The 26,083-nt window shown below is 61.0% G+C and carries 26 protein-coding genes; 13 read left to right on the forward strand and 13 right to left on the reverse strand.

The genetic code is table 11. The features are described 5' to 3' along the window. Positions 1-77: 77 nt before the first annotated feature. From FHX03_RS18190 to FHX03_RS18200, 3 genes are all read left to right on the forward strand, one after another. Positions 78-1,559, forward strand: a complete 1,482-nt coding sequence (locus tag FHX03_RS18190; RefSeq protein WP_183854883.1) for a mannitol dehydrogenase family protein — start codon at positions 78-80, stop codon at positions 1,557-1,559. A 97-nt stretch (positions 1,560-1,656) separates the two neighbouring features. Continuing rightward, positions 1,657-2,346, forward strand: coding sequence for an HAD family hydrolase (locus FHX03_RS18195; RefSeq protein ID WP_097628656.1), 690 nt, complete (start codon positions 1,657-1,659; stop codon positions 2,344-2,346). Then, positions 2,346-3,929, forward strand: coding sequence for an FGGY-family carbohydrate kinase (locus FHX03_RS18200; RefSeq protein WP_183854885.1), 1,584 nt, complete (start codon positions 2,346-2,348; stop codon positions 3,927-3,929). The genes FHX03_RS18195 and FHX03_RS18200 overlap by 1 nt, the downstream gene beginning before the upstream one ends. 4 nt (positions 3,930-3,933) lie before the next feature. Here FHX03_RS18200 and FHX03_RS18205 read toward each other — a convergent pair whose 3' ends face one another. Next, complete coding sequence (locus tag FHX03_RS18205; protein WP_097628658.1) at positions 3,934-4,788, reverse strand: MurR/RpiR family transcriptional regulator; 855 nt, start codon at positions 4,786-4,788, stop codon at positions 3,934-3,936. Positions 4,789-5,023: 235 nt separating this feature from the next. Between FHX03_RS18205 and FHX03_RS18210 the strand changes: the two genes are divergently transcribed. After that, complete coding sequence (locus tag FHX03_RS18210; protein WP_097628659.1) at positions 5,024-5,737, forward strand: sulfate transporter family protein; 714 nt, start codon at positions 5,024-5,026, stop codon at positions 5,735-5,737. Between the two features lie 28 nt (positions 5,738-5,765). On the opposite strand, the gene nth is transcribed toward FHX03_RS18210, so the two are convergent. Further along, entirely contained in the window at positions 5,766-6,572 is an 807-nt protein-coding gene (gene nth, locus FHX03_RS18215; protein WP_179867169.1) for an endonuclease III, read from the reverse strand. On the opposite strand from nth, the gene FHX03_RS18220 reads away from it, so the two are divergent. Together FHX03_RS18220 and FHX03_RS18225 are read left to right on the forward strand one after the other, a co-directional pair. Further along, positions 6,571-7,068: a DUF2244 domain-containing protein gene (locus tag FHX03_RS18220; RefSeq protein WP_037073447.1), complete on the forward strand. Its 498-nt coding sequence runs from the start codon at positions 6,571-6,573 to the stop codon at positions 7,066-7,068. The genes nth and FHX03_RS18220 overlap by 2 nt on opposite strands. A gap of 78 nt (positions 7,069-7,146) precedes the next feature. Next, positions 7,147-8,019, forward strand: coding sequence for a methylated-DNA--[protein]-cysteine S-methyltransferase (locus FHX03_RS18225; protein ID WP_088937521.1), 873 nt, complete (start codon positions 7,147-7,149; stop codon positions 8,017-8,019). Between the two features lie 96 nt (positions 8,020-8,115). Here the strand turns inward: FHX03_RS18225 and FHX03_RS18230 are convergent, their stop codons facing one another. After that, complete coding sequence (locus FHX03_RS18230; protein ID WP_097628661.1) at positions 8,116-9,141, reverse strand: sugar-binding transcriptional regulator; 1,026 nt, start codon at positions 9,139-9,141, stop codon at positions 8,116-8,118. 417 nt (positions 9,142-9,558) lie between these two features. Here FHX03_RS18230 and tal point away from each other — a divergent pair, with 417 nt between their 5' ends. Together tal and FHX03_RS18240 are read left to right on the forward strand one after the other, a co-directional pair. Beyond that, positions 9,559-10,524: a transaldolase gene (gene tal, locus FHX03_RS18235; protein WP_097628662.1), complete on the forward strand. Its 966-nt coding sequence runs from the start codon at positions 9,559-9,561 to the stop codon at positions 10,522-10,524. 93 nt (positions 10,525-10,617) lie between these two features. Then, a complete protein-coding gene (locus FHX03_RS18240; protein ID WP_097628663.1) occupies positions 10,618-11,286 on the forward strand; it encodes a DUF1345 domain-containing protein in 669 nt (222 codons plus the stop codon). A 70-nt stretch (positions 11,287-11,356) separates the two neighbouring features. On the opposite strand, the gene FHX03_RS18245 is transcribed toward FHX03_RS18240, so the two are convergent. After that, entirely contained in the window at positions 11,357-12,154 is a 798-nt protein-coding gene (locus tag FHX03_RS18245) for an anti-sigma factor family protein (protein WP_183854887.1), read from the reverse strand. Further along, a complete protein-coding gene (locus FHX03_RS18250) occupies positions 12,151-12,900 on the reverse strand; it encodes a sigma-70 family RNA polymerase sigma factor (RefSeq protein WP_097628665.1) in 750 nt (249 codons plus the stop codon). The genes FHX03_RS18245 and FHX03_RS18250 overlap by 4 nt, the downstream gene beginning before the upstream one ends. Before the next feature lie 298 nt (positions 12,901-13,198). Here FHX03_RS18250 and FHX03_RS18255 point away from each other — a divergent pair, with 298 nt between their 5' ends. From FHX03_RS18255 to FHX03_RS18265, 3 genes are read left to right on the forward strand one after another with little or no spacing between them, the layout of a single operon-like run. Continuing rightward, positions 13,199-14,173, forward strand: a complete 975-nt coding sequence (locus tag FHX03_RS18255; RefSeq protein WP_183854888.1) for an MBL fold metallo-hydrolase — start codon at positions 13,199-13,201, stop codon at positions 14,171-14,173. 20 nt (positions 14,174-14,193) lie between these two features. Beyond that, on the forward strand, positions 14,194-14,655 hold the full coding sequence (locus FHX03_RS18260; protein ID WP_097628667.1) for a tetratricopeptide repeat protein: 462 nt from the start codon (positions 14,194-14,196) through the stop codon (positions 14,653-14,655). A gap of 59 nt (positions 14,656-14,714) precedes the next feature. Continuing rightward, entirely contained in the window at positions 14,715-15,161 is a 447-nt protein-coding gene (locus tag FHX03_RS18265) for a DoxX family protein (protein WP_165503906.1), read from the forward strand. A 522-nt stretch (positions 15,162-15,683) separates the two neighbouring features. Here FHX03_RS18265 and FHX03_RS18270 read toward each other — a convergent pair. Beyond that, the gene (locus FHX03_RS18270; RefSeq protein ID WP_003590176.1) at positions 15,684-15,857 is read right to left on the reverse strand and encodes a DUF1328 domain-containing protein; all 174 of its coding nucleotides are present in this window, start codon (positions 15,855-15,857) and stop codon (positions 15,684-15,686) included. A gap of 273 nt (positions 15,858-16,130) precedes the next feature. Between FHX03_RS18270 and FHX03_RS18275 the strand changes: the two genes are divergently transcribed. Further along, positions 16,131-16,754, forward strand: a complete 624-nt coding sequence (locus tag FHX03_RS18275; protein ID WP_183854890.1) for a YjbE family putative metal transport protein — start codon at positions 16,131-16,133, stop codon at positions 16,752-16,754. Between the two features lie 141 nt (positions 16,755-16,895). Here FHX03_RS18275 and FHX03_RS18280 read toward each other — a convergent pair whose 3' ends face one another. The 6 genes from FHX03_RS18280 to FHX03_RS18305 all read right to left on the reverse strand — a co-directional run bounded on the left by FHX03_RS18280 (position 16,896) and on the right by FHX03_RS18305 (position 23,494). Beyond that, positions 16,896-18,323, reverse strand: a complete 1,428-nt coding sequence (locus tag FHX03_RS18280) for a gamma-aminobutyraldehyde dehydrogenase (RefSeq protein ID WP_183854892.1) — start codon at positions 18,321-18,323, stop codon at positions 16,896-16,898. Between the two features lie 13 nt (positions 18,324-18,336). Further along, positions 18,337-19,149, reverse strand: a complete 813-nt coding sequence (locus FHX03_RS18285) for an ABC transporter permease (RefSeq protein ID WP_097628670.1) — start codon at positions 19,147-19,149, stop codon at positions 18,337-18,339. Next, positions 19,139-20,101, reverse strand: a complete 963-nt coding sequence (locus tag FHX03_RS18290) for an ABC transporter permease (protein WP_097628671.1) — start codon at positions 20,099-20,101, stop codon at positions 19,139-19,141. Before FHX03_RS18290 ends, FHX03_RS18285 begins: the two co-directional genes overlap by 11 nt. After that, positions 20,098-21,084, reverse strand: a complete 987-nt coding sequence (locus tag FHX03_RS18295) for an ABC transporter ATP-binding protein (RefSeq protein ID WP_097628672.1) — start codon at positions 21,082-21,084, stop codon at positions 20,098-20,100. Before FHX03_RS18295 ends, FHX03_RS18290 begins: the two co-directional genes overlap by 4 nt. A 220-nt stretch (positions 21,085-21,304) precedes the next feature. Then, positions 21,305-22,465 (reverse strand): ABC transporter substrate-binding protein, encoded by a 1,161-nt coding sequence (locus FHX03_RS18300; protein WP_097628673.1) that lies wholly within the window; start codon positions 22,463-22,465, stop codon positions 21,305-21,307. Positions 22,466-22,585: 120 nt separating this feature from the next. Beyond that, positions 22,586-23,494: a LysR family transcriptional regulator gene (locus FHX03_RS18305; protein WP_017995223.1), complete on the reverse strand. Its 909-nt coding sequence runs from the start codon at positions 23,492-23,494 to the stop codon at positions 22,586-22,588. A 179-nt stretch (positions 23,495-23,673) separates the two neighbouring features. Between FHX03_RS18305 and FHX03_RS18310 the strand changes: the two genes are divergently transcribed. Continuing rightward, positions 23,674-24,414, forward strand: a complete 741-nt coding sequence (locus FHX03_RS18310; RefSeq protein ID WP_097628674.1) for a hypothetical protein — start codon at positions 23,674-23,676, stop codon at positions 24,412-24,414. 168 nt (positions 24,415-24,582) lie between these two features. On the opposite strand, the gene lysS is transcribed toward FHX03_RS18310, so the two are convergent. Then, entirely contained in the window at positions 24,583-26,076 is a 1,494-nt protein-coding gene (gene lysS / locus FHX03_RS18315; protein ID WP_097628675.1) for a lysine--tRNA ligase, read from the reverse strand. Positions 26,077-26,083 lie beyond the last annotated feature (7 nt).

Here is a 26,083-nt window from a genome sequence, read left to right on the forward strand (position 1 = left end):
CCGCCGGCTGGGGGCAGGCATGCGAGCCGGGCGATGGCGCCCGGCCGTTTCGGCAAGACCTTCAAGAGGACTGAAACATGACGTGCAAACTATCGCTGGCAACGCTTTCCGACGCGGCGCGCACCGCCGCCGTCCCTGGATATGACAGGGCGTCGCTGAAAGCCGGCATCGTGCACTTCGGCGTCGGCAATTTCCATCGCGCCCATCAGGCGGTCTATCTTGACGACCTCTTCAACTCAGGCGCGGATCACGACTGGGCGATCGTCGGCGCCGGTGTGCTGCCGTCGGATGCGTCCATGCGCGAAAAGCTTGCAGCCCAGGATTTTCTGACGACGGTGGTCGAGCAGGACAACAACAAGACGGCGGCGCGCGTCACCGCGCCGATGATCGACATCCTGCCGGTCGGCGATCCCGCCGCGATCATCGCCAAGCTCGCCGATCCCGATATCCGCATCGTTTCGATGACGATCACCGAGGGCGGTTATTTCATCGATGCATCGGGCACATTCAATCCGGCCCATCCGGCAATCGCCGCTGACGGAAACAGCCCCGACGCGCCGAAGACGGTGTTCGGCCTGATCGTCGCCGGCCTGAAGGTGCGCAAGGCTAGGGGTATCGGTCCTTTCACCGTCATGTCCTGCGACAACATTCCCCACAACGGCATCGTCACCGCCAATGCCGTGGTCGGCACGGCGGCATTGTCGGATCCCGGCTTTGCCGAGTGGATCCGGGCGAATGTCGCCTTTCCGAATGCGATGGTCGACCGCATCACGCCGGCAACCGGCCAGCGGGAGATCGATTTCCTCAAGGACAATTTCGAGATCGAGGACAATTGGCCAGTCTATTGCGAGGAATTCAAGCAATGGGTGCTCGAGGACAAGTTCACCGCCGGCCGGCCGGCGCTGGAAAAGGTCGGCGTGACCTTCGTTCCCGATGTCACGCCCTATGAGCATATGAAGATCCGCATCCTCAACGGCGGGCATGCGGCGATCGCCTATCCGGCGGCGCTAATGGACATTCATTTCGTTCATGATTCCATGGAAGATCCTTTGATTCGCGCCTTCCTCGCCAAGCTCGAGAAAGACGAGATCATCCCGATCGTGCCGCCGGTGCCGAACACGTCGCTCACGGATTATTTCGCGCTGATCGAACATCGGCTGCTCAATCCGAAGATTGCCGACACCATTCCGCGGTTGGCCCAGGACGGCTCCAACCGCCAGCCGAAATTCATCCTGCCATCGACGCTCGACAATCTCAGCCAGGGCCGGGATGTCGTCGGGCTGGCACTGGTCTCGGCGCTCTGGTGCCGCTATTTCGCCGGCAAGAGCGACAGCGGCAAGGATATCGTCTTCAACGACGCCAGCGCCGAGCGCCTGCATGCGGCGGCGCTGAAGGCAAAAGACGATCCGTCGGCTTTCCTCGCCTTCGACGATATTTTCGGCGAGGTGGCGAAATCCGAACTTTTCCGCAAGCGTTTCGCCCATGCTCTCAAAACTCTGTGGGAAAAGGGCACGCGGGAGACGCTGCAGCTCTATCTCGACGGCAAGCTCGCAGTGTAGGGAATCCGGATGACGGCATTCATTGCCGCCGTCCATCCGGCCTTGCGAGGAAGCGGGACGGTCGTGCGTCCGAAATTGAACTCAGGTTGGGTCCTCCATGGCTGACGCTGAACCACAGCTGATCATCTTTGATTGCGACGGTGTGCTCGTCGACAGCGAGCCGATCTCGATTAGCGTGCTGGTCGGGGCGATGAACGATCTCGGCGTCTCGATCACCGAGGACCAGGCCTATGAGCGCTTTCTCGGCCGCAGTCTGTCGACGATGGTCGACACGCTGGATACCGAATTCAACGTCCATGCCGGCGAGGAATTCCTCGAGCGCATCCGCACCGATCTCTACGCCCGTTTTCGCACTGAATTGAAGCCGATCGACGGTATCGCCGCAGCAATCGATGGGCTCGGCGTTCGCTGCTGCGTTGCCTCCTCAAGCCAGATGGAGCGGATCCGGCTGTCGCTGTCCGTCACCGGGCTGCTCGGCAGGCTGCCCGACATCTTTAGTGCGACGATGGTCAAGCGCGGCAAACCGGCGCCCGATCTTTTCCTGCATGCGGCGCGTGAAATGCGGGTGGAACCTGCACATTGCATTGTCGTCGAGGACAGCCCGGCCGGCGTTGCCGCCGCCAAGGCGGCGGGGATGACGGTGTTTGCCTTCACCGGCGGATCGCATGCCAACTTCGCCGGCTATCGCGCCGAACTCGACCGGCTTTCGCCGGAAGTGGTGTTTGACGCCATGCCTGAATTGATACACCTTGTCCGCAACCATAAGCTGGACGGGATCAAGATTTGATGCGGGATCATGTGGTTGCGGTGGATGTCGGCACCGGCAGTGCGCGCGCCGGCGTCTTCGATGCCCGTGGCCGCTTGCTCGCCAAGGCCGAACATCCGATCGTGATGAACCGGCCGCGCGAAAATCATGCCGAACACGATTCCGAAGACATCTGGTCCGCCGCCTGCACGGCGGTGCGTAGCGCCATGGAGCAATCCGGCATCGCAGCAGCCTCGGTCGGCGCGATCGGCTTCGACGCCACCTGTTCGCTTGTCGTCCGCGATGTCGAGGGCCATCAGCTCAGCGTTTCCACCGGCGGCGAGAGGCGGTTCGACACGATCGTCTGGCTCGATCACCGGGCGCTGAAGGAAGCCGATTTCTGCACGGCGACGGAGCACGCTGTGCTCGAACATTCCGGGCTTGTCATGTCGCCCGAAATGGAGATGCCGAAGCTGATGTGGCTGAAGAAGAAGCTGCCCTCCACATGGGAAAAGGCCGGCTACTTCTTCGATCTCGCCGATTTCATGACGTGGAAATCGACCGGATCGGCTGCCCGGTCGCGCTGTACGCTGACTGCGAAATGGAACTATCTCGCCCATCTCGAAAAGGGCTGGCAGCAGGATTTCCTGGAGCGGATCGGTCTCGAGGATCTTCAGGCGCGCGGCCAGCTGCCGGATGAGACTGTGCCGGTCGGCGGCAGCGTCGGCTGGCTGACACCTGGTGCGGCAGAGGCGCTGGGGCTGACCACGGACTGCCATGTCTCGGCTGGGATGATCGACGCCTATGCCGGCGCGCTCGGTGCACTCGGCGGGTATGCCGCCGATCCTGCTAAGCGCGAACACCAATTGGCGCTGATCGCCGGCACGTCGAGCTGCATTGTCACCTTCTCCAGGGAACGCAAGCCGAGCCATGGCATGTGGGGGCCCTATTACGAGGCGGTCTTTCCACAATCCTGGCTGGTGGAGGCCGGGCAATCGGCGACCGGTGCGCTGCTCGACCACATCGTGCGCATGCATGCCGCCGGCGGCGAGCCGACGGCGGCGCTGCATCAGAGGATCGTCGCACGCATTGCCGAATTGCGGGCCGAGGAAGGTGATGCCTTCGGGGGCCGCATTTTCGTGCTGCCGGATTTCCATGGCAATCGCTCGCCGCTTGCCGATCCGCATGCCGTCGGCGTGGTCAGCGGGCTGAGCCTCGATACATCCTTCGATGGCCTCTGCACGCTCTACTGGCGCACTGCGGTAGCGATTGCGCTCGGGATCCGCCATATCCTCGAAATGATGAAGGAATACGGCTACGTGCCCGATACGCTGCATATTGCCGGCGGGCATGTGAAGAACCCGGTGCTGATGGAGCTCTACAGCGATGCCACCGGCTGCAAGGTCGTGGTGCCGAAGATGAACGAGGCGGTGCTGCTCGGCACGGCGATCGCCGCATCTGTCGCCTGCGGCTTGCACGGGAATTTAGCGGCGGCTGGCGAGGCGATGTATCCGGGCGGCGACGTTCGGCTTCCCGACAAGGGAAAACAGGCGCTCTACGGCCGCGACTACCGCCGCCTTCTCGCCATGCACAGGCATCGCGCCGAGCTGGAAACGATGCAATAACGGTTCAGTGGTTGGCCGTCTCGCCAAGGACTGTCGCAAATTCCAGCATGCGGCGGCGGCGAAGGGCCGCCTCTTCGCCGACTTCGAGGATCACGGATTCCGACAGGCAATCAAGCAGCGCGATCAGTGGCGGTAGATTGTCGAGGTCGGGCGCGCGGGCAGGCGGCAAGGGCAGCATGACGTTCGACTGATCCGCCATCCAGTCCGCCTGCTGCGGTGAAATGAGCACGACCTTATAACCGTAGCGCCGCGCCGTCCTGGCAAGCAGCCGCGCCTTGGCGAAGCGGCGACAGTCGATGATGACGAGCAGCGCGTCGTCGACCGCCAGCCGGGCGAAGAGTTCGGCAAAACGATTGTCGGCACCGTCAAGCGTGCGCACGCCGTCGCGGGCTTGCGTCAGCCGCTGGCAGAAATGATGGGCAAGGCTTGCAAGCCGGGCATGTGTGGCGATCGACACTTCGCGGGCAGTGCTGATCAGGCTGACGGCTTCGGACCAATGCGGCTGCGCCGTCAGATGGTATATATGGTGGAGCGCCTGAATCTGTTCGGCAACCAGCACGGCGAGCGGTTTGCCCTCGGCGGCGTCCTGATGCAGCTCGCTCATGGCGCTTTGCAATTGCGCCGGCGATGTCGTCACGGTCTCGCGAATCTCGACTTTGACACTATCCAATCCCTGATAGCCGAGCGCGCGCAGGAAGCGCCCGACGGTCATCGGCGAGAGATCTAGCCGGTCGGCGACAGACGCAGCCGTCTCGAAAGGCAGGTCGTTCAGATGTTCGGTGAAATATTTCGCGATACGGCGTTCAGCCGGAGTACCGTTTTTTGCGTATTGCCTGAGTTTTTGCACAAAGTCTTCCACGTCAGCCTCCCCCGTTTTTCCTTAGAGGCGTTCCGCGGATGCGCTGTTGCGACCCCTTGTCTTTGCAACTATTTCGGAAGCTGCTTCTCAGGCCCATGCATATTCAGATACGTGACAATACTATATTAGCATTTAATTTTCGACAAGTTTTCTATTACCGCCTGCAATTTTATTCTCTCTTGTGGGTGGCATCAATCTTTCCTACATCTTCGGCGCAACCGGAGAAAGCTGAGACATGATCCTTGACGCCGCTCGACAATCGCTGACCAATTTGTTCGCGCCGGAAACACGTTCGGTCTTCTGGAAAGTGCTCGGGCTGACGATTCTCGTGCTGGTCGGTCTATGGTTCGCGCTGCGCGGGGCCTTCATGGCCTTCCTCTTTCCCTGGTTCACCAGCTTCTTTCCCGATGTGCCGGATTGGGCCGGGTGGCTCGCCCTGATTTTCGCAATCCTTGCCGGTATCGGTCTTGCGCTGATGCTGGCATTGCTGCTGTCGCCGGTCACGGCGCTGATCGCCGGCCTGTTCCTCGACGATGTCGCCGATGTCATCGAAAAACGCGATTATCCCAAGGACGCGGCGGGGACCGCCATGCCGCTCGGCCCGGCGATGGCAAGCTCGATCAAATTCCTCGGCGTGGTGATCCTCGGCAATATCGTCGCCTTGCTGCTGCTGTTCATCCCCGGCGTCAATCTGGTCGCCTTCTTTCTGGTGAACGGCTATCTGCTCGGACGGGAATTTTTCGAATTCGCCGCCATGCGCTTCCGGTCGCCTGAGGAGGCGCGGCTCTTCCGCGCCAAACACGCCTCCACCGTATTTCTTGGCGGGCTGGTGATCGCGCTTTTTCTGGCGATCCCCTTCGTCAACCTTCTGACCCCGCTGTTTGCCGCCGGCATGATGGTGCATCTGCACAAGATGATTTCCGCCCGCGACGCGGGTTTTCGGGCGTGAGGTTAGCCGGGCAGGACGGCGACCTGCTCTACTCGACGGCCTCGCCGATCACCTGCGGCGGTAGTTCGACGAGCGGCGCCGGCACATCCCAACTCTTTTCCGGCGACTTGCAGAGATCGGCGATGACGCAGCGTTCGCATTCGGGGCGGCGCGCCTTGCAGGTGTAGCGGCCGTGCAGGATCAGCCAGTGATGGGCATGGTAGAGGTAATGTTGCGGGATCACCTTCATCAGCCGCGCCTCGACTTCGTCGGGCGTCTTGCCGGGGGCAAGCTTGATGCGATTGGCAATTCGGAAGATATGGGTGTCGACGGCCATCGTCGCCTGGCCGAAGGCCATGGAGAGCACGACATTGGCGGTCTTGCGGCCGACGCCCGGCAATTTCACCAGTTCGTCGCGTGTCTCCGGCACCTTGCCGGCGAAATCATCGACCAGCATCTGCGAGAGGGCGATGACGTTTTTCGCCTTGTTGCGATAGAGGCCGATCGTCCTGATATAGTCGCGCAACCGCTCCTCGCCAAGTTCGAGCATCTTTTCCGGCGTATCGGCAACCTTGAAGAGGGCGCGGGTCGCCTTGTTGACGCCGACATCGGTTGCCTGCGCCGACAGTGCGACGGCGACGACGAGGGTGAAGGGATTGCTATGCTCGAGTTCGCCCCTCGGCTCCGGCCGCTGCACCGAGAAGCGGTGGAAGATCTCCTCACGCTCGGCGAGCGAATAGGCGGTCTTCACCGTCGCCGCCGGTTTGCGGCGAGCGATCACATTCGAGTTTTGCGACGGTCTGGTAACGGATTTGAGTTTCGGATTCGCCATGGTGAATCTATACTCAGCAGCCATGATGGAAAGCAACGCCGACAGCCTCAACGAGCAGCCTGTTTTCGCTGCCGAGCTTTTCCCCCACCGATCGCTCGGCCGCCGGGGCTTCCGGGTGCTGCTGATCCTGTCCGGCGCCGTCTGCTTCCTCTATGGGATGTTCTTCATCGCGACCGGCGCCTGGCCGATCGGCTTTTTCTTCGGGCTGGATTTCGCATTGCTTTACGGCGCCTTCTGGCTGAACTACCGCTCCGGACGAGCGCGCGAGGAGATCACGGTGTCGCGTACCGACGTATCGGTACGCAAGTTTGCGCCATCGGGGCGGATGGTGGAGCACCATTTCAATCCGTTCTGGACGCGCTTCCTCGTTCGCCGGCATCAGGAGATCGGTATTCTCTCGATGCAGATCTTCGGCGAGGGTCGGCGCACCGATATCGGCTCGTTCCTCAACCCCGATGATCGTGAAAGCTTCGCCAAGGCCTTCAAGGGGGCGCTGGCCACGGTCAAGCAGCGTATCTGAACTTACCTCGCGGTGCGCAAGAAACGGGTGGTTTGCGAACAGCCAATTGATTATCTCCTTACGACAAGGAGAAAGACGATGAATATGATTGCGAACCTGCAGACAGACATAACGCCTGACGGCCCTGACTATGACATTGTCCGCCGGGTGATCGAACTCATCACCGAGGATTATCGCGACCAGCCTTCGCTGGAGGCGATCGCGGCGCGGCTCAACCAGTCGCCGACACAGCTGCAGAAGACCTTCACCCGTTGGGCCGGCCTGTCGCCCAAGGGCTTCCTGCAGGCAGTGACGCTCGACCACGCCAAGCGGCTGCTGCGCAAGGAAGACATGCCGCTGCTGGAGACCTCGATCGAGGTCGGCCTCTCCGGCCCGAGCCGGCTGCACGATCTTTTCGTAACCCATGAGGCGATGTCGCCTGGCGAATGGAAGGCGAAGGGCGGCGGTCTTACCATCCGCTACGGCTTCCACATCTGCCCTTTCGGCATCGCGCTGATCATGGTCACCGACCGCGGCCTTGCCGGCCTTGCCTTCAGCGATTCCGGCGACGAGAAAGCCTGCCTCGAGGATATGACCTGCCGTTGGCCGAATGCCCAATATGTCGAGGACCTGCAGGCGACGGTTCCCTATGCCGCCCGCATCTTCGAGCCCGGCAAATGGTCCTCGGAACAGCCGCTGCGGGTCGTGCTGATCGGCACGGATTTCCAGGTCAGCGTCTGGCAAAGTCTGATGAAAATCCCGTTCGGCAAGGCGGTCACCTATTCCGATATCGCCAAGGATATCGGCCGGCCGACGGCGCAGCGCGCCGTGGGGGCGGCGGTCGGGGCGAACCCGATCTCCTTCGTGGTGCCTTGCCATCGGGCGGTCGGCAAGAATGGCGCGCTGACCGGCTACCATTGGGGCTTGACCCGCAAGCGGGCGATGCTTGGCTGGGAGTCGGCGCACGCCTGATAGCAGGGTCCGAAGGATGGGGACCTAGCAGCAACGCGTTCGTCGCTTGTCGCTCCGACCGTTCGCTCCCGGCGTCGCTCACCCCACATCGCCTCGCTATCGCTCCGGCACTTCTCCCCGCTGGGGAGAAGAGGCAGCCGGAGATGTGTCGGCTAATTCCAGCAGCGCCCGTGCCGCGCTTTCATCGGTGATCAGCGTGTTGCAGCCGATGCGCTTGATCGTCGCGCGGATGGCGACGGCGCGGTGGGCGCCGCCGGAGGAGAGCACGATATGCTTGGCCTCCTTCAGCGTGTCGAGATCGACGGACATGACGCGCCGATTGATCGAGTGGTCGACCGAATTGCCGTCCTTGTCGAGAAAGTTGAACATGGTGTCGCAGACGCAGCCGGCAGCGATCAGCTCCCGCAGCTCGGCCTTCGAGATCCAGCCCTCCGACAGCGAGGTCGAATGCGGGCCGATATCGCCGCAGCTGACAATCGCCAGATCGAGGCTCTCGGCCAGACGGTAGATCGTATCCAGCCCGCATTTCTCGATCAGATTGCGCTTGGTCTCGACGGAATCGACGAGAAGCGGCGCCAAGAACATATAACATTCGGCGCCGAGCTGATTGGCCAGCCGCCATGTGTAATCGATCGGGTTCGTCTGGTGCACGGCGACGATGCCGCCGAGCAGCGAGACGACCTTGCAATTGGCGCGGCGCGGCGGCCGGAAGCTTGACAGCGAGGCGGTCATGGTTCGGCCCCAGCCGACGCCGATCGTATAGTCGTCCGGAATGGCTTCGGAGAGAAACTGGCCAAGCGCCAACCCGACATTCTTTGCCAGCGAATTGACGTCACTGCCGACCGGTGACGGCACGACGATTGCCTCGTCAAGGCCATAGGCGCGCTCCAGTCTCACCGAAAGCTCGACGCAGTCGCCGATTGAATCGTTGATCCAGATCTGGACTTCGCTACGCTTCATCGCTTCGTCGAGCAGGCGGATCACGGTGGTACGGCTGATGCCGAGCTGTTCGGCGACGTCCTTCTGGGTCAGACCCTCATTATAATAGAGCCATGCAGCCCTCAGCCGCAGCGAGGATGCTTCCGAAAAGGCCGTGTGCGTGCCGCGTTTAAGCTTGACCACATCTCCTCCGCACAATTCCTGCCCTGAATCCCTCACGAGATGAAAGGTCGCAGCGATACGCTTGTGCCTGGATAATGACGGGCGTGACACTTATGTCAATTGAAATGCACAAATGTCCTTGACTTTTCCCTGGCCGGATGGCGATAGTCCTGACGATAAAAGTCGTTCTGTCCGTCCGAGGAGGACATAGTGCGGGCATGCCGAAAGTCACGACCGGCCTTCCAGCCGCAGGCGGTATCGCTTACGTTCGGCGTGCGGTTTGCCCGGGAACAGGGCTACTGTGCTTCACGTTTATGAATCATCCGTGACGGATGCGCGCATTCTCGCCTGCAGCATGCAGACAATCTGTCGGTAGATCACCTTTGCCGGGCGGAACTCGCGCCGGTCGCAGCCCAAGTTCAACAAGGATTATTGACCATGACATCCAAGCTTGACCAACTCCGCGAGATTACCACTGTCGTCGCCGATACCGGCGATATCGAAGCCGTCGCCCGACTGAAGCCTGTGGATTGCACGACGAACCCGAGCATCGTGCTGAAGGCTCTGGGCACGCCGATGTTTGCCGATGCCATCAAGGAAGCCATCGCCTGGGGCAAGAAGCAGGGCGGCAATTCCGAAGCCGTTTCTTCCGCTGTCGCCGATCGCCTCGCCATCTCCGTCGGCGCAGCCCTGGTGAAGCTCGTCCCGGGCCGTGTCTCGACCGAAGTTGACGCCGATCTTTCGTTCGATACCGAGGCTTCGCTTGCCAAGGCGCGATCGATCATCGCCGCCTACAAGGAACGCGGCATCGATCAGGACCGCATTCTCATCAAGCTCGCTTCCACCTGGGAAGGCATCCGCGCCGCTGAGGTGCTGCAAAAAGAAGGCATCGACTGCAATCTGACGCTGCTCTTCAGCAAGGCCCAGGCAATCGCCTGCGCCGACGCCAAGGTGTTCCTGATCTCGCCCTTCGTCGGCCGCATCCTCGACTGGTACAAGAAATCAACGGGCAAGGACTACACCGCCGAGGAAGATCCGGGCGTCATCTCCGTCCGTGAAATCTACAATTACTACAAGGCGAACGATATCAAGACGATCGTCATGGGCGCCTCCTTCCGCAGCGCCGGCGAAATCGAAGCGCTTGCCGGTTGCGACCGCCTGACCATCAGCCCGAACCTGCTCGACGAACTCGCCAAGGATGAAGGCAAGCTGGAGCGCAAGCTTTCGCCGGAAGGCCGCAAGCCGGATCCGAAGGTTTCTGTCGACGAGAAGACCTTCCGCTGGATGATGAACGAAGATGCGATGGCGACGGAAAAACTCGCCGAAGGCATCCGCGCTTTCGCCAAGGATCTCGGAACGTTGCGCACCATGGTGCAGAAGGAACTGCAGCTCGCAGCCGCCTGATAGGGCGCGGGATGCAATCGAAGGCGCGGCTGCCGGCTGGCAGGCGCGCCTTTTTCGTGCTGTTATCAAGGACATATGCTGTCGGAGACTGGTATGGCGGATGAGGTACGGGCAAATTCGCTTGCAGTATTTGCCTACAAGCATGCGAGCTTCATCATATCAGTCCTTGCCGGACTGGTGGTCTTCTTGGCTGTGACCTCGCGCGACGTCAGCGCCGGCAACATCCTGTTCGGCTGGAATGTCAGCGCCGGCGTTTTTGTCGTGCTCAGCTGGCGCAAGATGCTGCGGGCGACAGTCGAAAGTATCCGGAAAAAGGCCGAGGATCTCGATTTTTCCGATACGGTTCTTTTGGCTCTTTCGATCGGCGCAGCCCTTGCCAGCATCGCCGGCATCGGCCTCGAGCTTCATTCCATCAAGGAAGCGGCGCCCGACGCGGCGCTGGCACGGGCAGGTGCTGCGGTGCTGACGATCCTGATCTCCTGGATGTTTCTGCATACGCTCTTCACCATCCACTACGCCCATTATTTCTATGGCGGGACAGACGGGGAGGGCGGCCTGAAGTTTCCTGATGGGATCGAAGAGCCCGGCTACTGGGATTTTCTCTATTTCTCTTTCACCATCGGCGTTGCCGCGCAGACGGCGGATGTCGCGGTCAGCTCGACCAGCATGCGTAAGCTGACCTTGCTGCATGCCGTGTTGTCGTTCCTTTTCAACACGACGATCCTGGCGCTGGCGATCAATGTCGGTGCGAGCCTGCTTTAGCTCATTGTATTGATGCATATCGTTATCCCCGAACCGCTGCACACTTCTGCACACTTCGGGGCGACATGCATTAACCCTTTGCCGCTGCCCTGAAGAGGGTCTCGAACTCGGCCAGATCGCCTGCAGCCACATCCGAAATCGCCCAGAACACCAACCCTCCGTCCGACCATTGCTTGATGTTGTAGCCGTCATCCACCGTCGTCGTCTGGGTGGCCGCGGCCGCCGGCCAGATGAACAGGTTGATGATATGGCCGTGGCGTCGGTAGACGAGAGCAGCAACGGCGCGATCACCGATGTAGTCGACACGTCCGCCGATCAGCGGAAAACCGCCCTTGGCGAGATCGCTGACCGGTGGTGAAAAATCGATCTTGCCGTTGAACCACGGTTTTACCGTGTGCTGATCAGAGGTCAGCACGTCGGTCAGATGATCGGCCATCATCGACCTGACATGGCTAGCCATGATCTGGTCCTGCAAAAGCAAGGCCGGCGACGGTGCGTTGATGAACAGGAAGGCGCCTGCTCCCAGCGCCGCGAGCGAAGGCACGAAGCTCCATTGCCGGAGGAAATCCAGCGTGCGCCGCCAGACTGGCGCTTGGCGCCGGAGCGGCAGGCCGAATGCGGCTGCCTGTTCGAAAGACAGCATTGACAGCACTTGCGAGCGCAGCGCCTCCGGCAGTTTCCATTTGATGCCATCCTGATCGATGATCTTTCTCACGGCACGAACCTTTTCCATCTCCGCCCTGCAATTCGTGCAGCTGGCAAGATGAGCCTCGAATTGCGCTGTATGGACGGAATCGAGTTCGTTATCGACAAAGCCGTGCAGCATGATGCGCCATTCCGGGCAGTCTTTCTCCTGGGCTTCACTCATGGTGCCGTCTCTCTTTTGCTGCATGCATCCCAGGCTTCGCCAAATTCACGGCGCGCCCTGGCAAGCCGCGACATGACCGTGCCGATCGGCGCATCGATGATCTCGGCGATCTGTCGGTAGGAAAGATCTTCAAGCTCGCGCAAGACAAGGATTTCCCGCATCGCCTCCGGAAGCCGGCTGATGACAGCGCGTACGCACTGCTGTTCGCTTCGTCGGATCGTCGCAGTCTCCGGCGAATCCTCCTCCGAGGCGATCTGGTATTCGCCGCCTTCGTCGAGGTCAGCATAGCCGTCATTGCCCAAAGACTGCTCGAACCGCGCTTTGCGGCGATCCTGCTGGCGCCAGACATGACAGCAGTTCCTGACAATGGCAAAGAGCCAGGCGCGCGGGTCGCCGCCACGATAGGTTTCGAAATTGCGATAGGCGCGCAGAAAGGCTTCCTGGACAATATCCTGCGCGGCATCAGCATCGCGGCTGAGGAAGCGGGCAAAATTATAAGCCGCATCAAGATGGGGAACGATGATGTCCTGAAAGGGCTGCATGAATTCATGCTGCACGCTCGTCTCGGTTGCCGAAGCGCCCCGATCGCTGCGCGATTTATCCGAGACCATGAAATGGAACAGCCACGCCGCACCGCCGAGAAAGACGGCCAGCGGTGATCGTGGAATGCGGGCTGCCGGCGCATGCCGGGCCAGCAGCAAATCGGTCGGTCCGAGAGGATAGGTGATCTGGATGTTTGTCATCATTCTCCCCGCCTCAACAGCAGCCGAATTTGGGCGTCGGACCCGCAGGCATGCAATGCGGCCCCTTGCGGTCTAGACCGATCGGCAAGCGGTTTTATTCCATGTCGACGCCAGTTTTTTGCATGCAGGCGGGCGTCAGTCGTGCGCGATAGAAATAGAACAACATTTTCAACAGCTTGAAGAAAATACTCCCGAGATTGGGAATAAGTGCGCCGTGCCGGCGATCTAGTTCGGCAGCGAGGACATCTGAACAATCCAGTCTTCGCCACCAGAAATGCCATCAACGAGAGGAGGCATAATCATGTTTACCATGTCACGTCGCGCCGTCCTGGGATCGGCTGCCGCGGCGGCTGCATTCGGTCTGTCGTCGAACCTCGAATTCGTCATGCCGGCGCTCGCCGCAACGCCGCTGGAGCCGATGGTCGGCTTCTACAAATACACGATCGGGGATGTCGAAGTCACGGCGATCTATGACGGCATCTGGAAAAAGCCGCATGACCCGACTTTCATCAAGAACGCTTCGATCGAGGACACCAAGGAGGCGCTTTCCAAGGCTGGGCTCACGACCGAATTCATGCCGATTCCGCTGACAGTGGTCGTCCTGAAGCTCGGCGACCGTCTGATCATGATGGACGCGGGCTCGGGCGTCGGTCAATGGCAGGCAAATGCCACGCATCTGCCGGCGAACATGGCGGCCGCCGGCATCGACTACAAGAAGATCGACACGATCATGCTCTCGCATTTCCATCCGGACCATGTCTGGGGGCTGATGGAAAAGGGAACGAACGATCCAGTCTTCCCGAACGCCGAACTCATCGTCAACGCCGTCGAATACAGTTGGTGGACCGAGCCCGGCCGGGTCGAGAAGCTTGCGGAGGGCCGCAGACCGGCCGGCAAACGCATCGCCGAGGTTTTTCCGACATGGAAGAACTGGAAGCAGGTTGACGACGGGGCCGAGGTTGCACCGGGAGTGCTTCTTCTCGCTGCGCCCGGCCACACGCCTGGCCATTCGGCCTATCTTGTCACCTCCGGCAACAAGCAACTGCTTGTCTCGGCCGACATCATGTATGTGCCGGCCCTGCTTGCGCCGCATCCCGAATGGCAAGGCAGCTACGACCAGGACGGGCCGATGGCCGTCGGCACGCGCCGGCGCCTGATCGACCGCATCATCGCCGACAATATCGCGATCTGCGGCTCGCATTTCCCTTTCCCCGGCTCGGGCACCTTCGTCAAGGACGGAAATGCCTATGGCTTTACACCGACAGTCCAGGCCTGAAAGGCCGAAAGGAGACCATCATGAAATATGCAATTCTCGGATTCATCTGGCTTTGTGCCATATGCGCGGGCTTTTCCGCGGTGACGGCGCTTCCCGCCTTTGCCGTCGACAATATGGAATCGACGGACGCTCCCGACCTGTCGTCGGTGCGCGCCAAGATCGATACCAAGGATTACGACGGCGCCCTGGCAGAGCTTCGCGGCCTTGCCGAGGACAACCAGCAGGCGGATGTCTATAATCTGATGGGATATACGCTGCGCAAGACGGGCGACTACAAAACGTCCCTGACCTACTACACCAAGGCACTGGAGCTTCAGCCCGATCACAAGGCAGCGCGTGAATATCTCGGCGAACTCTATATCGAGACAGGCGAGATGACGAAGGCCGAGGAGCAGGTGTCATCATTGAAGCAACTTTGCCCGAGCGGCTGCGAAGAACTCGAAGACCTGCAAAAGGCCATTGCGGCCAAGGGCGGCAAATGACGAGCATATGAACGCAAGAGCAGGCGGCACGACCGCCTGCCCGTCTCAAACCGGAGGATATGATGGAAAGCGCCTCAAGCCGGCCCGGATTGGCCGATCTCATTCTTCTCCTCGGCAGGCTTCTGCTGTCACTGATCTTTCTGCATGAAGCCTGGTCGCTCGCGACGGATATCACCGCGACCGTCGATACTTTCGCAAAACTCGGGCTCTCGGCGCCGGTTGCCTTCGCCACCATCGCCCTTCAAATCGGTGCCGGCCTGTCCATTGCGACAGGCTTTCTCTGCCGGCTTGGCGCCTTGGCGCTGGCGTTCTTCTGCCTGGCGACCGCCTTGCTCTTCCACACCAATCTTGCGAGCCAGAACGAGCTTCTGCATTTCGAGAAGGACCTGGCGATTGCCGGCGGCATGTTCGTCCTGGCGGCGTCGGGCGCAGGATCGATATCGATCGACAATCTGCTGCGAAAGCGAACAAATGGACTGCATCCCTGGCTGCGCGCGGTGCTGTAGTCGAGGCTCTGCGAGCATCCTGCGGCGCAATAAAATCGAATAAAACCGAACAAACGGCGGCATCGTTGCGGCTACACTTATGGCGACAGGTCAGGAGTGTGCCAGTGATGCCTTCCGCGCAAAACAAACAGCAAAAGCCAACTCTCGTCTTTCTGGGAAAGGGCGCTGCAACGATATCGTCTCGAAATTGAATGCGAACGGATATGCCGCGGTTGCTGTATCGGCGCCAAGACTCTTCGACGTCTTGCGATCCGACGGCATATTTCTGCTATGTTGCGCAGCTTCGGCCGAACATGACTGATAAAAGCGGTCGCGTCCCCCAGTTGAAATAGACCGCAGGCTCGAAAAGCGGATGTGCAAAACAGTCAAGGAGTGTCCGCCAGAAGGCCGGGTATACGACGACAGGCACTATCCCGCCAGAGGCGCGTCAGTAGGCCCGCGGCGGCAAGCGCAAGTCATACGATCTTGCTGTCTCAAGCTGCCGCCCATCCATCTCTCCCCAAATCCTGTGTTTGGGGGAATCTAGAAGACCGCCTGGCCGGCCATCAGCGCGAGAACCAGGAAGATCAGGAAGATCACCAGCGCGATGCCGAAGAGAACGCGGGCGATCGTCGCCGTGGCTGCCGAGACGCCGGAGAAACCGAAAAAGCCGGCGATGATCGAAATTACGAAAAATATCAGAGCCCATTTCAGCATGACGTCATCCTTTGCGGTTGCCTGAGAAAGACGCTGCAACGGGCAATTTGTTCCGGATCGTTTGGAATGGAATGACGTTCTCTCCCTAAAGCGCGCCGCATCGAATTCGATTCATGCGACGCGCTTTAGTCCTCTGTTTTTATGCATGTCGTTATTTCCCGGAACCGCTGCACACTTCCGGGCGACATGCATTGGGAATACGGGTCTTTTCAAAGCCTGTCCGATCTGTTTGAAGAGACTGTCGATTGCCCCGTCGATGAAAGCTCGATCACCATGCCAGCTTTTCTGGATCAGCATACGTTTTCCGCCTATTTCGAAGTGATCATGATCAATCTCCTGCTGTCGGGAGACAATGTCATCGTCATCGGCATGGCTGCCGCCGGCCTCGTCAGCGAGCTGCGCGGCAAGGCGATCGCCGTCGGTATCGCGGCGGCCGCCGTCATCCGCATTGTCTTCGCGGTCATCGCCGCCAAGCTTCTGGCGATTACCGGCATCACGCTCGCCGGCGGCCTGATGCTGCTCTGGATCTGCTGGACGATGGGCCGCGAGCTCATTTTGGAGGGCGCGGAGGGGGCTCATGCCGGCGAAGCCGTCGTGCATATCAAGCCGAAACTCTTCCGGCAGGCGATTGGCCAGATCATCTTCGCCGACGTCTCGATGTCGCTCGACAATGTGCTCGCCGTCGCCGGGGCGGCCAAGGACAATATGAGCGCGCTGATCTTCGGGCTGATCCTCTCGGTGCTATTGATGGGCGTCGCGTCGAATTTCGTCGCCAGGCTGCTCAACTGCTATCGGTGGATCGGTTGGTTCGGCCTTGCGATCGTCGTCTATGTCGCGATCGACATGATCTGGAGCGGCGGCGGTCAATTGCTGGCGCTTTATAACCACACAGCCTGAGATCCGCCGGGGCGAACCAATGCAGAACGCCCATCTCCGCCGGCAACGACGGATCGTGGGGTCTGGGTTTCCCTCCGAATCCCGTTCTAAATTAAAGAGTTAGAGCATGATGTCATGAGAAACATCATGCTCTAACGAAGGTCAGCCGTGATTGATCATCACATGGCGCACGGCGGTGTAATCCTCCAGCGCGTAGGTCGACATGTCCTTGCCGTAGCCCGATTGTTTCAGACCGCCATGCGGCATTTCGTTGACCAGCATGAAATGCGTGTTGATCCAGGTGCAGCCATATTGCAGCCGGGCGGCCGTCTTCATGCCGCGGCCAATATCCTTGGTCCAGACCGAGGAGGCGAGGCCGTAATCGCTGTCGTTTGCCCAGGCGACGGCATCGTCGGCATCGGAAAAGCGGGTGACCGAGACGACCGGGCCGAAGACCTCGCGGCGGACGATCTCGTCGTCCTGCAGGGCGCCAGCAATGACCGTCGGGGTGAAGAAGAAGCCCTTGTCGCCCGAGACCTTGCCGCCGGTGGTGACCTCCATGTGCTTGTGCTCGGAAGCGCGGGCGACGAAGCTTTCGACGCGGTCGCGCTGGCGCCTGGAGATCAGCGGACCGATCTCGTTTTCAGTATCGTCGGCCTGGTTGAAGCGGATGCTCGATACTGCCGAGGAAAGATCGGCGACGAAATTGTCGTAGACCCTGGCATCGGCATAGATGCGGCAGGCGGCCGTGCAGTCCTGGCCGGCATTGTAATAGCCGAAGGTGCGGATGCCTGACACGACGGCGTCGATATCGGCATCGTCGAAGACGATGACGGGGGCCTTGCCGCCGAGTTCCAGGTGGGTGCGCTTGACCGTCTTGGCGGCAGCCTGCAGCACCTTTTTGCCGGTGGCGACATCGCCCGTGATCGAGACCATGCCGATCTTGGCATGATTGATCAGCGCGTTGCCGACGCTCTCGCCGCGGCCGAGGATGACGTTGACGACGCCTTCGGGCAGGATTTCGGAAAGCAGCTTGGCCATCTTCAGTGCCGTCAGCGGCGTCTGCTCCGAGGGCTTGAAGACGACGGTATTGCCGCCGGCGATCGCCGGGGCCAGCTTCCAGGCCATCATCATCAGCGGATAGTTCCACGGCGCGATCGAGCCAACGATGCCGATCGGATCGCGACGGATCATCGAGGTGTGACCGGGCAGATATTCGCCGGCGGCCGGTGCGTGCAGATTGCGCACGGCGCCGGCGAAGAAGCGATAACAATCGACGATAGCCGGAATTTCATCGTTGAGCACTGAATTGATCGGTTTGCCGCAGTTCAGCGCCTCCAGCGTGGCGAAGCCGGCGGCATCCTTTTCGATGGCGTCGGCGATCTTCAGGAGGTAGCCGGAACGTTCGCCCGGCGTCGTCTGCGACCAGCTCCTGAAGGCTTTTTCGGCGGCATCGACGGCGGCGTCGACCTGGGAGAGCGAGGCCTCGGGAAGGTCGATCACCGTCTCGCCGGTCTTCGGGTTCAGGATGTGCTCTTCCGTCTCCGTGCCGTTTTCGAAGCGGGAACCGATCAGCATCTGCGTATCCATGATGTTCTCCCTGTTATTTGCCAGCGCCGGCAATCTGGTCGCCGTCGCGGGTGAGGTAATAGGCTGCCAGAATCGGCAGAAAAGTGACGAGCACCACGAGCATGGCGACCACATTGGTGACGGGCCGCTGGCGCGGGCGGATGAGCTCTTCGAGCATCCAGATCGGCAGGGTCGATTGCTGGCCCCCAGTGAAGGTGGTGACGATGACCTCGTCGAAGGACAATGCGAAAGCCAGCATGCCGCCAGCGAGAAGGGCGGTGCCGATATTCGGCAGGATGACATGGCGGAAGGTCTGGAAGCCGTCGGCGCCGAGATCCATCGACGCCTCGATCAGCGAGCCGGAGGTGCGCCGGAAGCGGGCGACCGCATTGTTGTAGACGACGACCACGCAGAAGGTGGCGTGGCCGAGCACGATGGTCCAGACCGAAAAGGGGATGTCGAACAGACTGAAGGCGGAGCGCAGCGCAATGCCGGTGATGATGCCGGGAAGCGCGATCGGCAGGATGACCAGCAGTGAGATCGCCTCGCGGCCGAAGAACTTCGTCTGGCTGACGGCAGCCGCGCAGAGTGTGCCGAGGATGAGCGCGATCGCGCTGGCGATGACGGCGACCTGCACGGAAAGGCCAAGCGCCGACCAGACGTCCGGCCGATTCCAGGCGACAGCGAACCATTGCAGCGTCAGGCCGGGCGGCGGCCATTGATAGCTCTTCTCCTCGATGGTGAAGGCATAGACGAAGATCAGCAGGATCGGCAGGTGCAGGAAGAGCAGCCCGCCGGTGGCAGCGATCTTCAAGGGCAGCGGCGATCTCTTGAGGTCAGAGCGCATCGAAGGCCCCCAGCTTTTTGGCGAGCGACAGGTAAAGCGCCATGATGACGATCGGCACGACGGAGAAGGCGGCAGCGAGCGGCACGTTGCCGGCGGTTCCCTGCTGGGCGTAGACGGCCTGGCCGATGAACAGCCTGGACGAGCCGATGATCTGCGGGATGATGTAGTCGCCCAATGTCAGCGAGAAGGTGAAGATCGAACCGGCGACGATGCCGGGCAGCGCCAAGGGCAGCAGCACGGTGCGGAAGGTCTGGCGCGGCGTGGCGCCGAGATCGGCCGAGGCCTCGATCAGGTTGCCTGGCACACGTTCGAGGGCCGCCTGCGTCGGCAGGATCATATAGGGAAGCCAGATGTAGACGAAGACGATGAAGGTGCCAAGGTAGCTCACCGAGAGCGAATTGCCGCCGACGACGGGCAGATTGAGGATGCCGTCGAGCAGCCAGGAGAGATGTAGCCTCTCGAAGATCCAGGTGAGGATGCCTTCCTTGGCGAGGATCAGCTTCCAGGCGTACACCTTGACGAGATAGCTCGACCAGAGCGGCAACATGACGCCGAGATAGAAGAGTACCTTCCATTTGCCTTGCGCATAACGTGCCGCGTAATAGGCGATCGGAAAGGCGATCAGTGCGGAAGCGATGGTGACGAGCGCGGCCATCACGACCGTGCGGATGATGATGTCGAAATTCGTCGGGCTCAGCAACTGGGCGTAGGTCGAGAGTGTGAATTCGTAATTTACCAGGCCGGAAAAATCGTCGATCGAAAAGAAGCTCTGCAAGAGCAGGGCGATCAGCGAGCCGATGTAGATGATGCCGAGCCAGAGCAGCGGCGGCGTCAGCATCAGGAAAAGCAACAACTTCGGGTGCCGCCAGAAGACATCCGACATCCGGCCGAAGAAACCGCTGCGGCCGGGAAGGATCGATGTCTTGGCGTTGGAGATGGTGAGCGCTGTCATGCCGCATCGTCCATGTAATGGATATCGGCAGGCTGCCAGGCGAGGCGGATACCGGTGCCGACATCAGGCACAGGCGCGCCAGCCGGCAGCATCACATGCAGCCGGCTGCCCCTGAGATCGACGCCGAGACGGGTGGCGGCACCGAGGAAGCTCGCATGTTCGACTGTGGCCTCGATGCCGTCGCCTGCCAGGCGGATCGCTTCGGGCCGCAAGCTCGCCCAGCGTTTCTCGCCGCCGAGCGCGGCCATCAGCTCCGGCGCGATAACATTCGAGGAGCCGACGAAATCGGCGACGAAGCGGGTCTTCGGGCGGCGGTAGATATCCTGCGGCGTGCCTTCCTGGACGATGTTGCCATTGTTGAAGACGGCGACACGATCGGCCATGGACAATGCTTCGCCCTGATCATGCGTCACGAAGACGAAGGTGATGCCGAGCGCGCGCTGCAGGCTCTTCAACTCCTCCTGCATCTGCTCGCGCAGTTTCAGGTCCAGCGCGCCGAGCGGCTCGTCGAGCAGCAGCACCTTCGGCTTGTTGACGAGGGCGCGGGCGAGTGCCACGCGCTGCCGCTGGCCGCCGGACAGCTGACCGGGGCGGCGTGCGCCATAGCCCGGCAGCTTGACAAGCTCCAGGGCATCGCCCGCCGCCTTCATCCGCTCCGCCTTGCCGACGCCCTTGACCATCAGCCCGTAGGCGACATTGTCGAGAATGTTCAGATGCGGGAAGAGCGCGTAGTCCTGGAACACAGTGTTGACGTTGCGGCGATAGGGCGGAACGCCGTCGGCCGTCTCGCCGAAGATCTGGATATGGCCGGCACTCGGCTGCTCGAAGCCGGCGATCAATCTCAGGCACGTCGTCTTGCCGGAGCCGGACGGACCGAGCATGGCGAAGAATTCGCCCGGCGCGATCTCGAGATCGACGCCGTCGACGGCGCGAACCTGGCCAAAATGGCGCGATACCTGCTGGAAGCGGACGGCTGACGTCATTGGGAGCTCCGGGCCTTTCATGTTCATAGAGGGCTTTGGTCTTGGCCAGTGAAGACCCCGCCCCAAACCCCTCCCCACAAGGGGGAGGGGCTTAACCTGCCGTACCGTTTCGCAAATACCTTGGTGTTTCGGCAGGATTCGGCGGTGCCACTTGTCGCCCCTCCCGCTTGTGGGGAGGGGTTCGGGGCAGGGTCTTCAACCACACAAGCTGACCTGGCTATTACCGTCCGCCAATCACGCCAATATAATCCGACACCCAGCGATGATAGGGCACGCATTCGCTCTGTGTCGCGCATTTGGCGACCGGGGTTTTCCAGAACTTGATCTTGTCGAAGTGATCGAAGCCGTTGGTGGCGCAGCCGGCGTCGCCCATCAATTCGTTGCCCTTGCAGGCGGCGGGAACCGAGGGGACAGCGCCGAACCAGGCGGCGGCGTCGCCCTGGACCTTGGCCTGCAGCGAATGTTCCATCCACATATAGGCGCAGTTCGGGTGTTCGCTGTCGGCGTGCAGCATGGTGGTGTCGGCCCAGCCGGTGACGCCTTCATCCGGGAAGGTGGAGGCGATCTTCTGCTTGTCGGCCTGCAGCAGGTTCACCTGGAAGGGCCAGGAACCGGAAGCGACGACGCCTTCGTTCTTGAAGTCGTCGATCTGGATCATTGCATCGTGCCAGTAGCGGGAGACGAGCTTGCGCTGGCCGCGCAGCAGGTCGAGGGCCGCCTTGTACTGGTCTTCGGTCAGTTCGTAAGGATCCTTGATGCCCAGATCCGGCTTGTGGGCCATCAGATAGAGGGCGGCGTCGGCGAGATAGATCGCGCCGTCATAGGCCTGGACGCGGCCCTTGTTCGACTTGCCGTCCGGCAGGGTCTGCTCCTCGAAGACGACGTTCCAGCTGGTCGGCGCCTTGTCCTTGAAGGCGTCGGTATTATACATCAGCACATTCGGCCCCCAGAGATAGGGCACGCCGTAATGCACATCGCCGACCGTATACCACGGGCCTTTCTGCAGGCGCTCGTCGACGGTCTTGAAGCTCGGGATCAGATCGGTGTTGATCGGCTGGACACGTTTGCCGGCGATGAGGCGCAGCGATGCGTCGCCCGATGCCGTGACAAGGTCGAAGCCGCCCTCGTTCATCAGCGATACCATTTCATCCGAGGTGGCGGCGGTCTTGACGGAGACCTTGCAGCCCGTCTCCTTTTCGAAATCGGTGACCCAGTCATAGTTCTTGTCGGTCTCGCCGCGTTCGATATAGCCGGCCCAGGCGACGATGCTGACTGCTCCTTCGCCCTTGCCGAGCGCCTTCAGCGGTTCGGCGGCGATCACCTGTGTCGCGAAGCTCAGGCAGGCGAGTCCTGCCGTGCAGGATTTCAAGAGATGCGTCATCATCAGTCTCCCGGTCTGGTGCCACTTTCCGTGGCGGTTTGTTCCCTAGGAAGAAGGTGAGCCGAAAAAACCGCTTTCGCAAATTCATTTATCAGAAAGGCGTTATCGGAAATTCCGATATCAGCGGATGCGGCCGGAGCGGAGACTCTCGGCGATGCCGACGAAATCGCGTGCGGCCTGCGGCAGGCTGGAGCCCTTGCGCCAGACCATGCCGACCTGGACGACCGGCAACGATCCGGAGACGTCGCGGCTTTCGATCCGGTCGCCTTCGAGCGACCACGGGCGGTAGACGAGATCGGGCAGCAGCGCCACGCCAGCGCCTGTGGCAACCAGGCTGCGCACCGCTTCCACCGAGCGGGTGCGGAAGGCGACGTGCGGGCGGGCGCCGAGGGCCGAAAGCAGCTTGCCGGTATTCTCCTCGATTTCGTCGACCGTCAGCATGATCAGCGGTTCGCGGGCGATGTCGGCGACCGAGATGATGTCGGCCGATACCAGCGGATGGCCCATCGGCAGCCAGAGCCGATAGGGCGAGGTTTCGAGGATCTCGGCCTGCAGCGCCATGCGGTCGCGCAGGTTCGAGATCACCATGACGGCGACGTCGAGTTCGCCGCCGACCAGGAGATGTTCGAGGTACCCGCCATTATCCTCGATGGCGCTGACCTCGATGCCCGGGCAGGCGCGCCGGTATCGCGCGAGGAGGTCGGAGAGCACATAGCCGGCGACAAGCGAGGTGACGCCGATGTTCAGCGTGCCGGAAAGCGCGCTTTGCTGGCCGGAAAAGCTGGTGCGCGCATCGGAGACGGAGGCCAGAATCTTCGTCGCGTGACGCAGGAACTGGTGGCCGTTATGGGTGATCGTCAGGCCGCGCGGATGGCGCTCGAAGAGCGCAACGCCGAGGTCGGTTTCAAGCTCTTTCAGCGCCTCCGTCACCGAGGATTGCGAGATCGACAGGTTCTGCGCGGCGCGCGTTACCGAGCCCTGTTCGGCGACGGCGACAAAATATTGAACCTGGCGAAGCGTGAAGGCCATCAGCGTTTAGAGCATGGCGAAACAGGCCGTGGCAAGCGGCTGAAAAAAGCGGACCTTTTTTGGTCTTTTCTCAAAATGGCGCAGGCTTCGCACCCTCACTTAAACTTTCGGAAACGTCATTTCCTTAGCATTATCAGCACTTGTCCTGCGTTGGAGTTTCAGATGGCGGAGCAGTTGGCGTGAAGGCCTTACTGCGCATGTTCCGGCCTTCCCGGAAATTGGCAATCATCATCGGTGGAGTCGCTCTTCTGGCGGGCGTTTCCGGCGGCGCGGCCGTCTATGTCGGCAAGGACAGGCTGATCGGTGCCGCCGGTGGCGGCTACGGACTCGAATGCAGCGACGTCAATCTGGTGACGATCCGGAAGCAGAACCACATCTGGGTGCGCAAATACATCAAGACCGAACCGACCGACGGGATGACCCGCGTCAGGACAGCGCTTCGTGTCGCCCAGGCGGTTTATGCCGCGCAGAAACCGGATCTGGTCCAGGTGGTCGTGCTCGACGAGAACGGCCCGACATTGCGCGCCGACATTCGCGGCCGGGCAATCGGCGCCGATGTCGTCTATATCCCGCATCCCGACAAGACCGTTCCCGGCCTCGACGACAAGTCCTATACCGCGCGCTACTATGACGGCAGGGCCAGTGAAAACGGGCTGTTCTTCGGCGAGCGGATCGATCTGCCGGTGGATGAGATCGCTATGATCAGCGCCGGTTTCAAGGATCCCGAGGATTGCGTCGACCCGGTCGCCGTCGGCTCGACCAAGAGTGAGGAAAATGGCAAGAAGGCCGCAGGCGGCGCGCATGGCGCAGCACCGGCCGCCGAAAGCGAAACGGTGCCGACCGCCGAGGGCGCCGGCACCGATGTGGTGGCCGAGGCACCGGCTGAAGAACCGCCGGCGGAAGCGCCAAAGACCCACTGAACGAGAGGCATAGAGCGGTTTAGCTTTTCACGGAAGCGCAGAACCGCTCTAAGCTTTTATTTTAACGCAATTCCGGACGGATAACCGCTTCGCACTTTTCCTGGAATTGCTCTAAAAAGCGGAGCGCCGGTCGGCACTCCGCTTATTTTGTTTTGACGTTTATTCCCGTCAGTCGGCCTTGTTGCGGCGGGCTGGGAAGAGGATGACGTCGCGGATCGACGGGGCGTTGGTCAAAAGCATGATCAGGCGGTCGACGCCGATGCCGAGGCCGCCCGCCGGGGGCATGCCCTGGTCGATCGCGTCGAGGAATTCCTCGTCCAGCTGCTTTTCCTTTTCGCCGCGGGCATGGGCCTGTTCGAGCTGCTCGACCATGCGGCGGCGCTGCTCTTCGGGATCGTTGAGCTCGGAGAAGGCGTTGCCGAGTTCCCAGGCGTTGCAATAGGTCTCGAAGCGCTCGACCAGGCGCGGCTCGCCCGGCACTTCCTTGGCGAAGGGCGAGATGTCCTTCGGGAAATGCGTGACATGGGACGGCTGGATCAGTGTGGATTCAACCTTTTCCTCGAAGATGAAGGCAAGGCACTCGCCCCAGGTCCAATCCTTCTCGACCGCGAAGCCGACAGCCTTGGCAGCAGTGCGTGCTTCCTCGTCGGTTTTGATCGCAAGGAAATCGATGCCGGTCGCTTGCTTGACGGCGTCAGGCATCGGCACGCGCTTGAACGGACCCTTGAAGGACAGCTGCTTGTCGCCGAAATCGAATTCGGCGGTGCCATGAATGGAGAGCGCCAGGGTTTCGAACAGCCGCTCGACGAGGTCCATCATGTCCTCGTAATCGGCATAGGCCCAATAACACTCCATCATCGTGAATTCGGGATTGTGCCGGGTGGAGACGCCTTCGTTGCGGAAGTTGCGGTTGATCTCGAAGACCTTGTCGGTGAGGCCGGAGACCAGCGTGCGCTTCAGGAACAGTTCCGGCGCGATGCGCAGATACATGTCGAGCTTTAGCGTGTTGTGATGCGTCTTGAACGGCTCGGCGGTGGCGCCGCCATAGATCGATTGCAGCATCGGCGTCTCGACTTCCATGAAGCCGTCATTCTCCATGAAGCGGCGGATGCCGGAGACGATCTTCGAGCGCTGCTGGAAGCGAAGCTTCGAATCCTCGTTGGTCATGATGTCGAGATGGCGCTTGCGATAACGCAGCTCGATGTCGGAGAGGCCGTGCCATTTCTCGGGCATCGGCAGCAGCGACTTGGTCAGCATCTCGATCTTCTGGGCGTTGATCGTCAGCTCGCCGCGCTTGGTGCGGCGCACGATGCCGGTGACGCCGATGATGTCGCCGATGTCGATCATCGGCAGCAAAGCGCGGGCTTCCTCGCCGGTGACGTCCTTGTGCGAGAAGATCTGGATCTTGCCGGAGGCGTCATGAATATCCATGAACATGCCGGAGTTGCGCGAGGAATAGACGCGGCCGGCGACAGTGACGACATCCTGCGTCTCGACGTCGGGTTCCAGAGATTCGTACTTGGCGCCAAGCTCGGCATTGGTCAGCGTCCGGTGGAAATGCGCCGGATAGACGTCGCCGATCTGCTCGCGCAGCAGCTTCAGCTTCTGGGCGCGCACCTCAGTCACGTCGGAGGAAAGGGTGTTTTCGGTCTTGTCGTTCATGTCATTC

This window comes from Rhizobium sp. BK456 (assembly GCF_014194045.1).
GTDB lineage: Bacteria > Pseudomonadota > Alphaproteobacteria > Rhizobiales > Rhizobiaceae > Rhizobium > Rhizobium redzepovicii.

Excerpts from the sequence above, each read along its gene's own strand:
- FHX03_RS18195 (WP_097628656.1), top strand. The coding sequence starts at position 1,657 with ATGGCTGACGCTGAACCACAGCTGATCATCTTTGATTGCGACGGTGTG.
- FHX03_RS18285 (WP_097628670.1), bottom strand. The coding sequence starts at position 19,149 with ATGCGCTCTGACCTCAAGAGATCGCCGCTGCCCTTGAAGATCGCTGCC.
- FHX03_RS18290 (WP_097628671.1), bottom strand. The coding sequence starts at position 20,101 with ATGACAGCGCTCACCATCTCCAACGCCAAGACATCGATCCTTCCCGGC.
- tal (WP_097628662.1), top strand. The coding sequence starts at position 9,559 with ATGACATCCAAGCTTGACCAACTCCGCGAGATTACCACTGTCGTCGCC.
- FHX03_RS18200 (WP_183854885.1), top strand. The coding sequence starts at position 2,346 with ATGCGGGATCATGTGGTTGCGGTGGATGTCGGCACCGGCAGTGCGCGC.
- FHX03_RS18245 (WP_183854887.1), bottom strand. The coding sequence starts at position 12,154 with ATGAGTGAAGCCCAGGAGAAAGACTGCCCGGAATGGCGCATCATGCTG.
- FHX03_RS18250 (WP_097628665.1), bottom strand. The coding sequence starts at position 12,900 with ATGATGACAAACATCCAGATCACCTATCCTCTCGGACCGACCGATTTG.
- FHX03_RS18300 (WP_097628673.1), bottom strand. The coding sequence starts at position 22,465 with ATGACGCATCTCTTGAAATCCTGCACGGCAGGACTCGCCTGCCTGAGC.
- FHX03_RS18305 (WP_017995223.1), bottom strand. The coding sequence starts at position 23,494 with ATGGCCTTCACGCTTCGCCAGGTTCAATATTTTGTCGCCGTCGCCGAA.
- FHX03_RS18255 (WP_183854888.1), top strand. The coding sequence starts at position 13,199 with ATGTTTACCATGTCACGTCGCGCCGTCCTGGGATCGGCTGCCGCGGCG.
- FHX03_RS18275 (WP_183854890.1), top strand. The coding sequence starts at position 16,131 with ATGCCAGCTTTTCTGGATCAGCATACGTTTTCCGCCTATTTCGAAGTG.
- FHX03_RS18280 (WP_183854892.1), bottom strand. The coding sequence starts at position 18,323 with ATGGATACGCAGATGCTGATCGGTTCCCGCTTCGAAAACGGCACGGAG.
- FHX03_RS18295 (WP_097628672.1), bottom strand. The coding sequence starts at position 21,084 with ATGACGTCAGCCGTCCGCTTCCAGCAGGTATCGCGCCATTTTGGCCAG.
- FHX03_RS18240 (WP_097628663.1), top strand. The coding sequence starts at position 10,618 with ATGGCGGATGAGGTACGGGCAAATTCGCTTGCAGTATTTGCCTACAAG.
- FHX03_RS18210 (WP_097628659.1), top strand. The coding sequence starts at position 5,024 with ATGATCCTTGACGCCGCTCGACAATCGCTGACCAATTTGTTCGCGCCG.
- FHX03_RS18225 (WP_088937521.1), top strand. The coding sequence starts at position 7,147 with ATGAATATGATTGCGAACCTGCAGACAGACATAACGCCTGACGGCCCT.
- FHX03_RS18265 (WP_165503906.1), top strand. The coding sequence starts at position 14,715 with ATGATGGAAAGCGCCTCAAGCCGGCCCGGATTGGCCGATCTCATTCTT.
- FHX03_RS18260 (WP_097628667.1), top strand. The coding sequence starts at position 14,194 with ATGAAATATGCAATTCTCGGATTCATCTGGCTTTGTGCCATATGCGCG.
- FHX03_RS18220 (WP_037073447.1), top strand. The coding sequence starts at position 6,571 with ATGATGGAAAGCAACGCCGACAGCCTCAACGAGCAGCCTGTTTTCGCT.
- nth (WP_179867169.1), bottom strand. The coding sequence starts at position 6,572 with ATGGCTGCTGAGTATAGATTCACCATGGCGAATCCGAAACTCAAATCC.
- lysS (WP_097628675.1), bottom strand. The coding sequence starts at position 26,076 with ATGAACGACAAGACCGAAAACACCCTTTCCTCCGACGTGACTGAGGTG.
- FHX03_RS18270 (WP_003590176.1), bottom strand. The coding sequence starts at position 15,857 with ATGCTGAAATGGGCTCTGATATTTTTCGTAATTTCGATCATCGCCGGC.
- FHX03_RS18190 (WP_183854883.1), top strand. The coding sequence starts at position 78 with ATGACGTGCAAACTATCGCTGGCAACGCTTTCCGACGCGGCGCGCACC.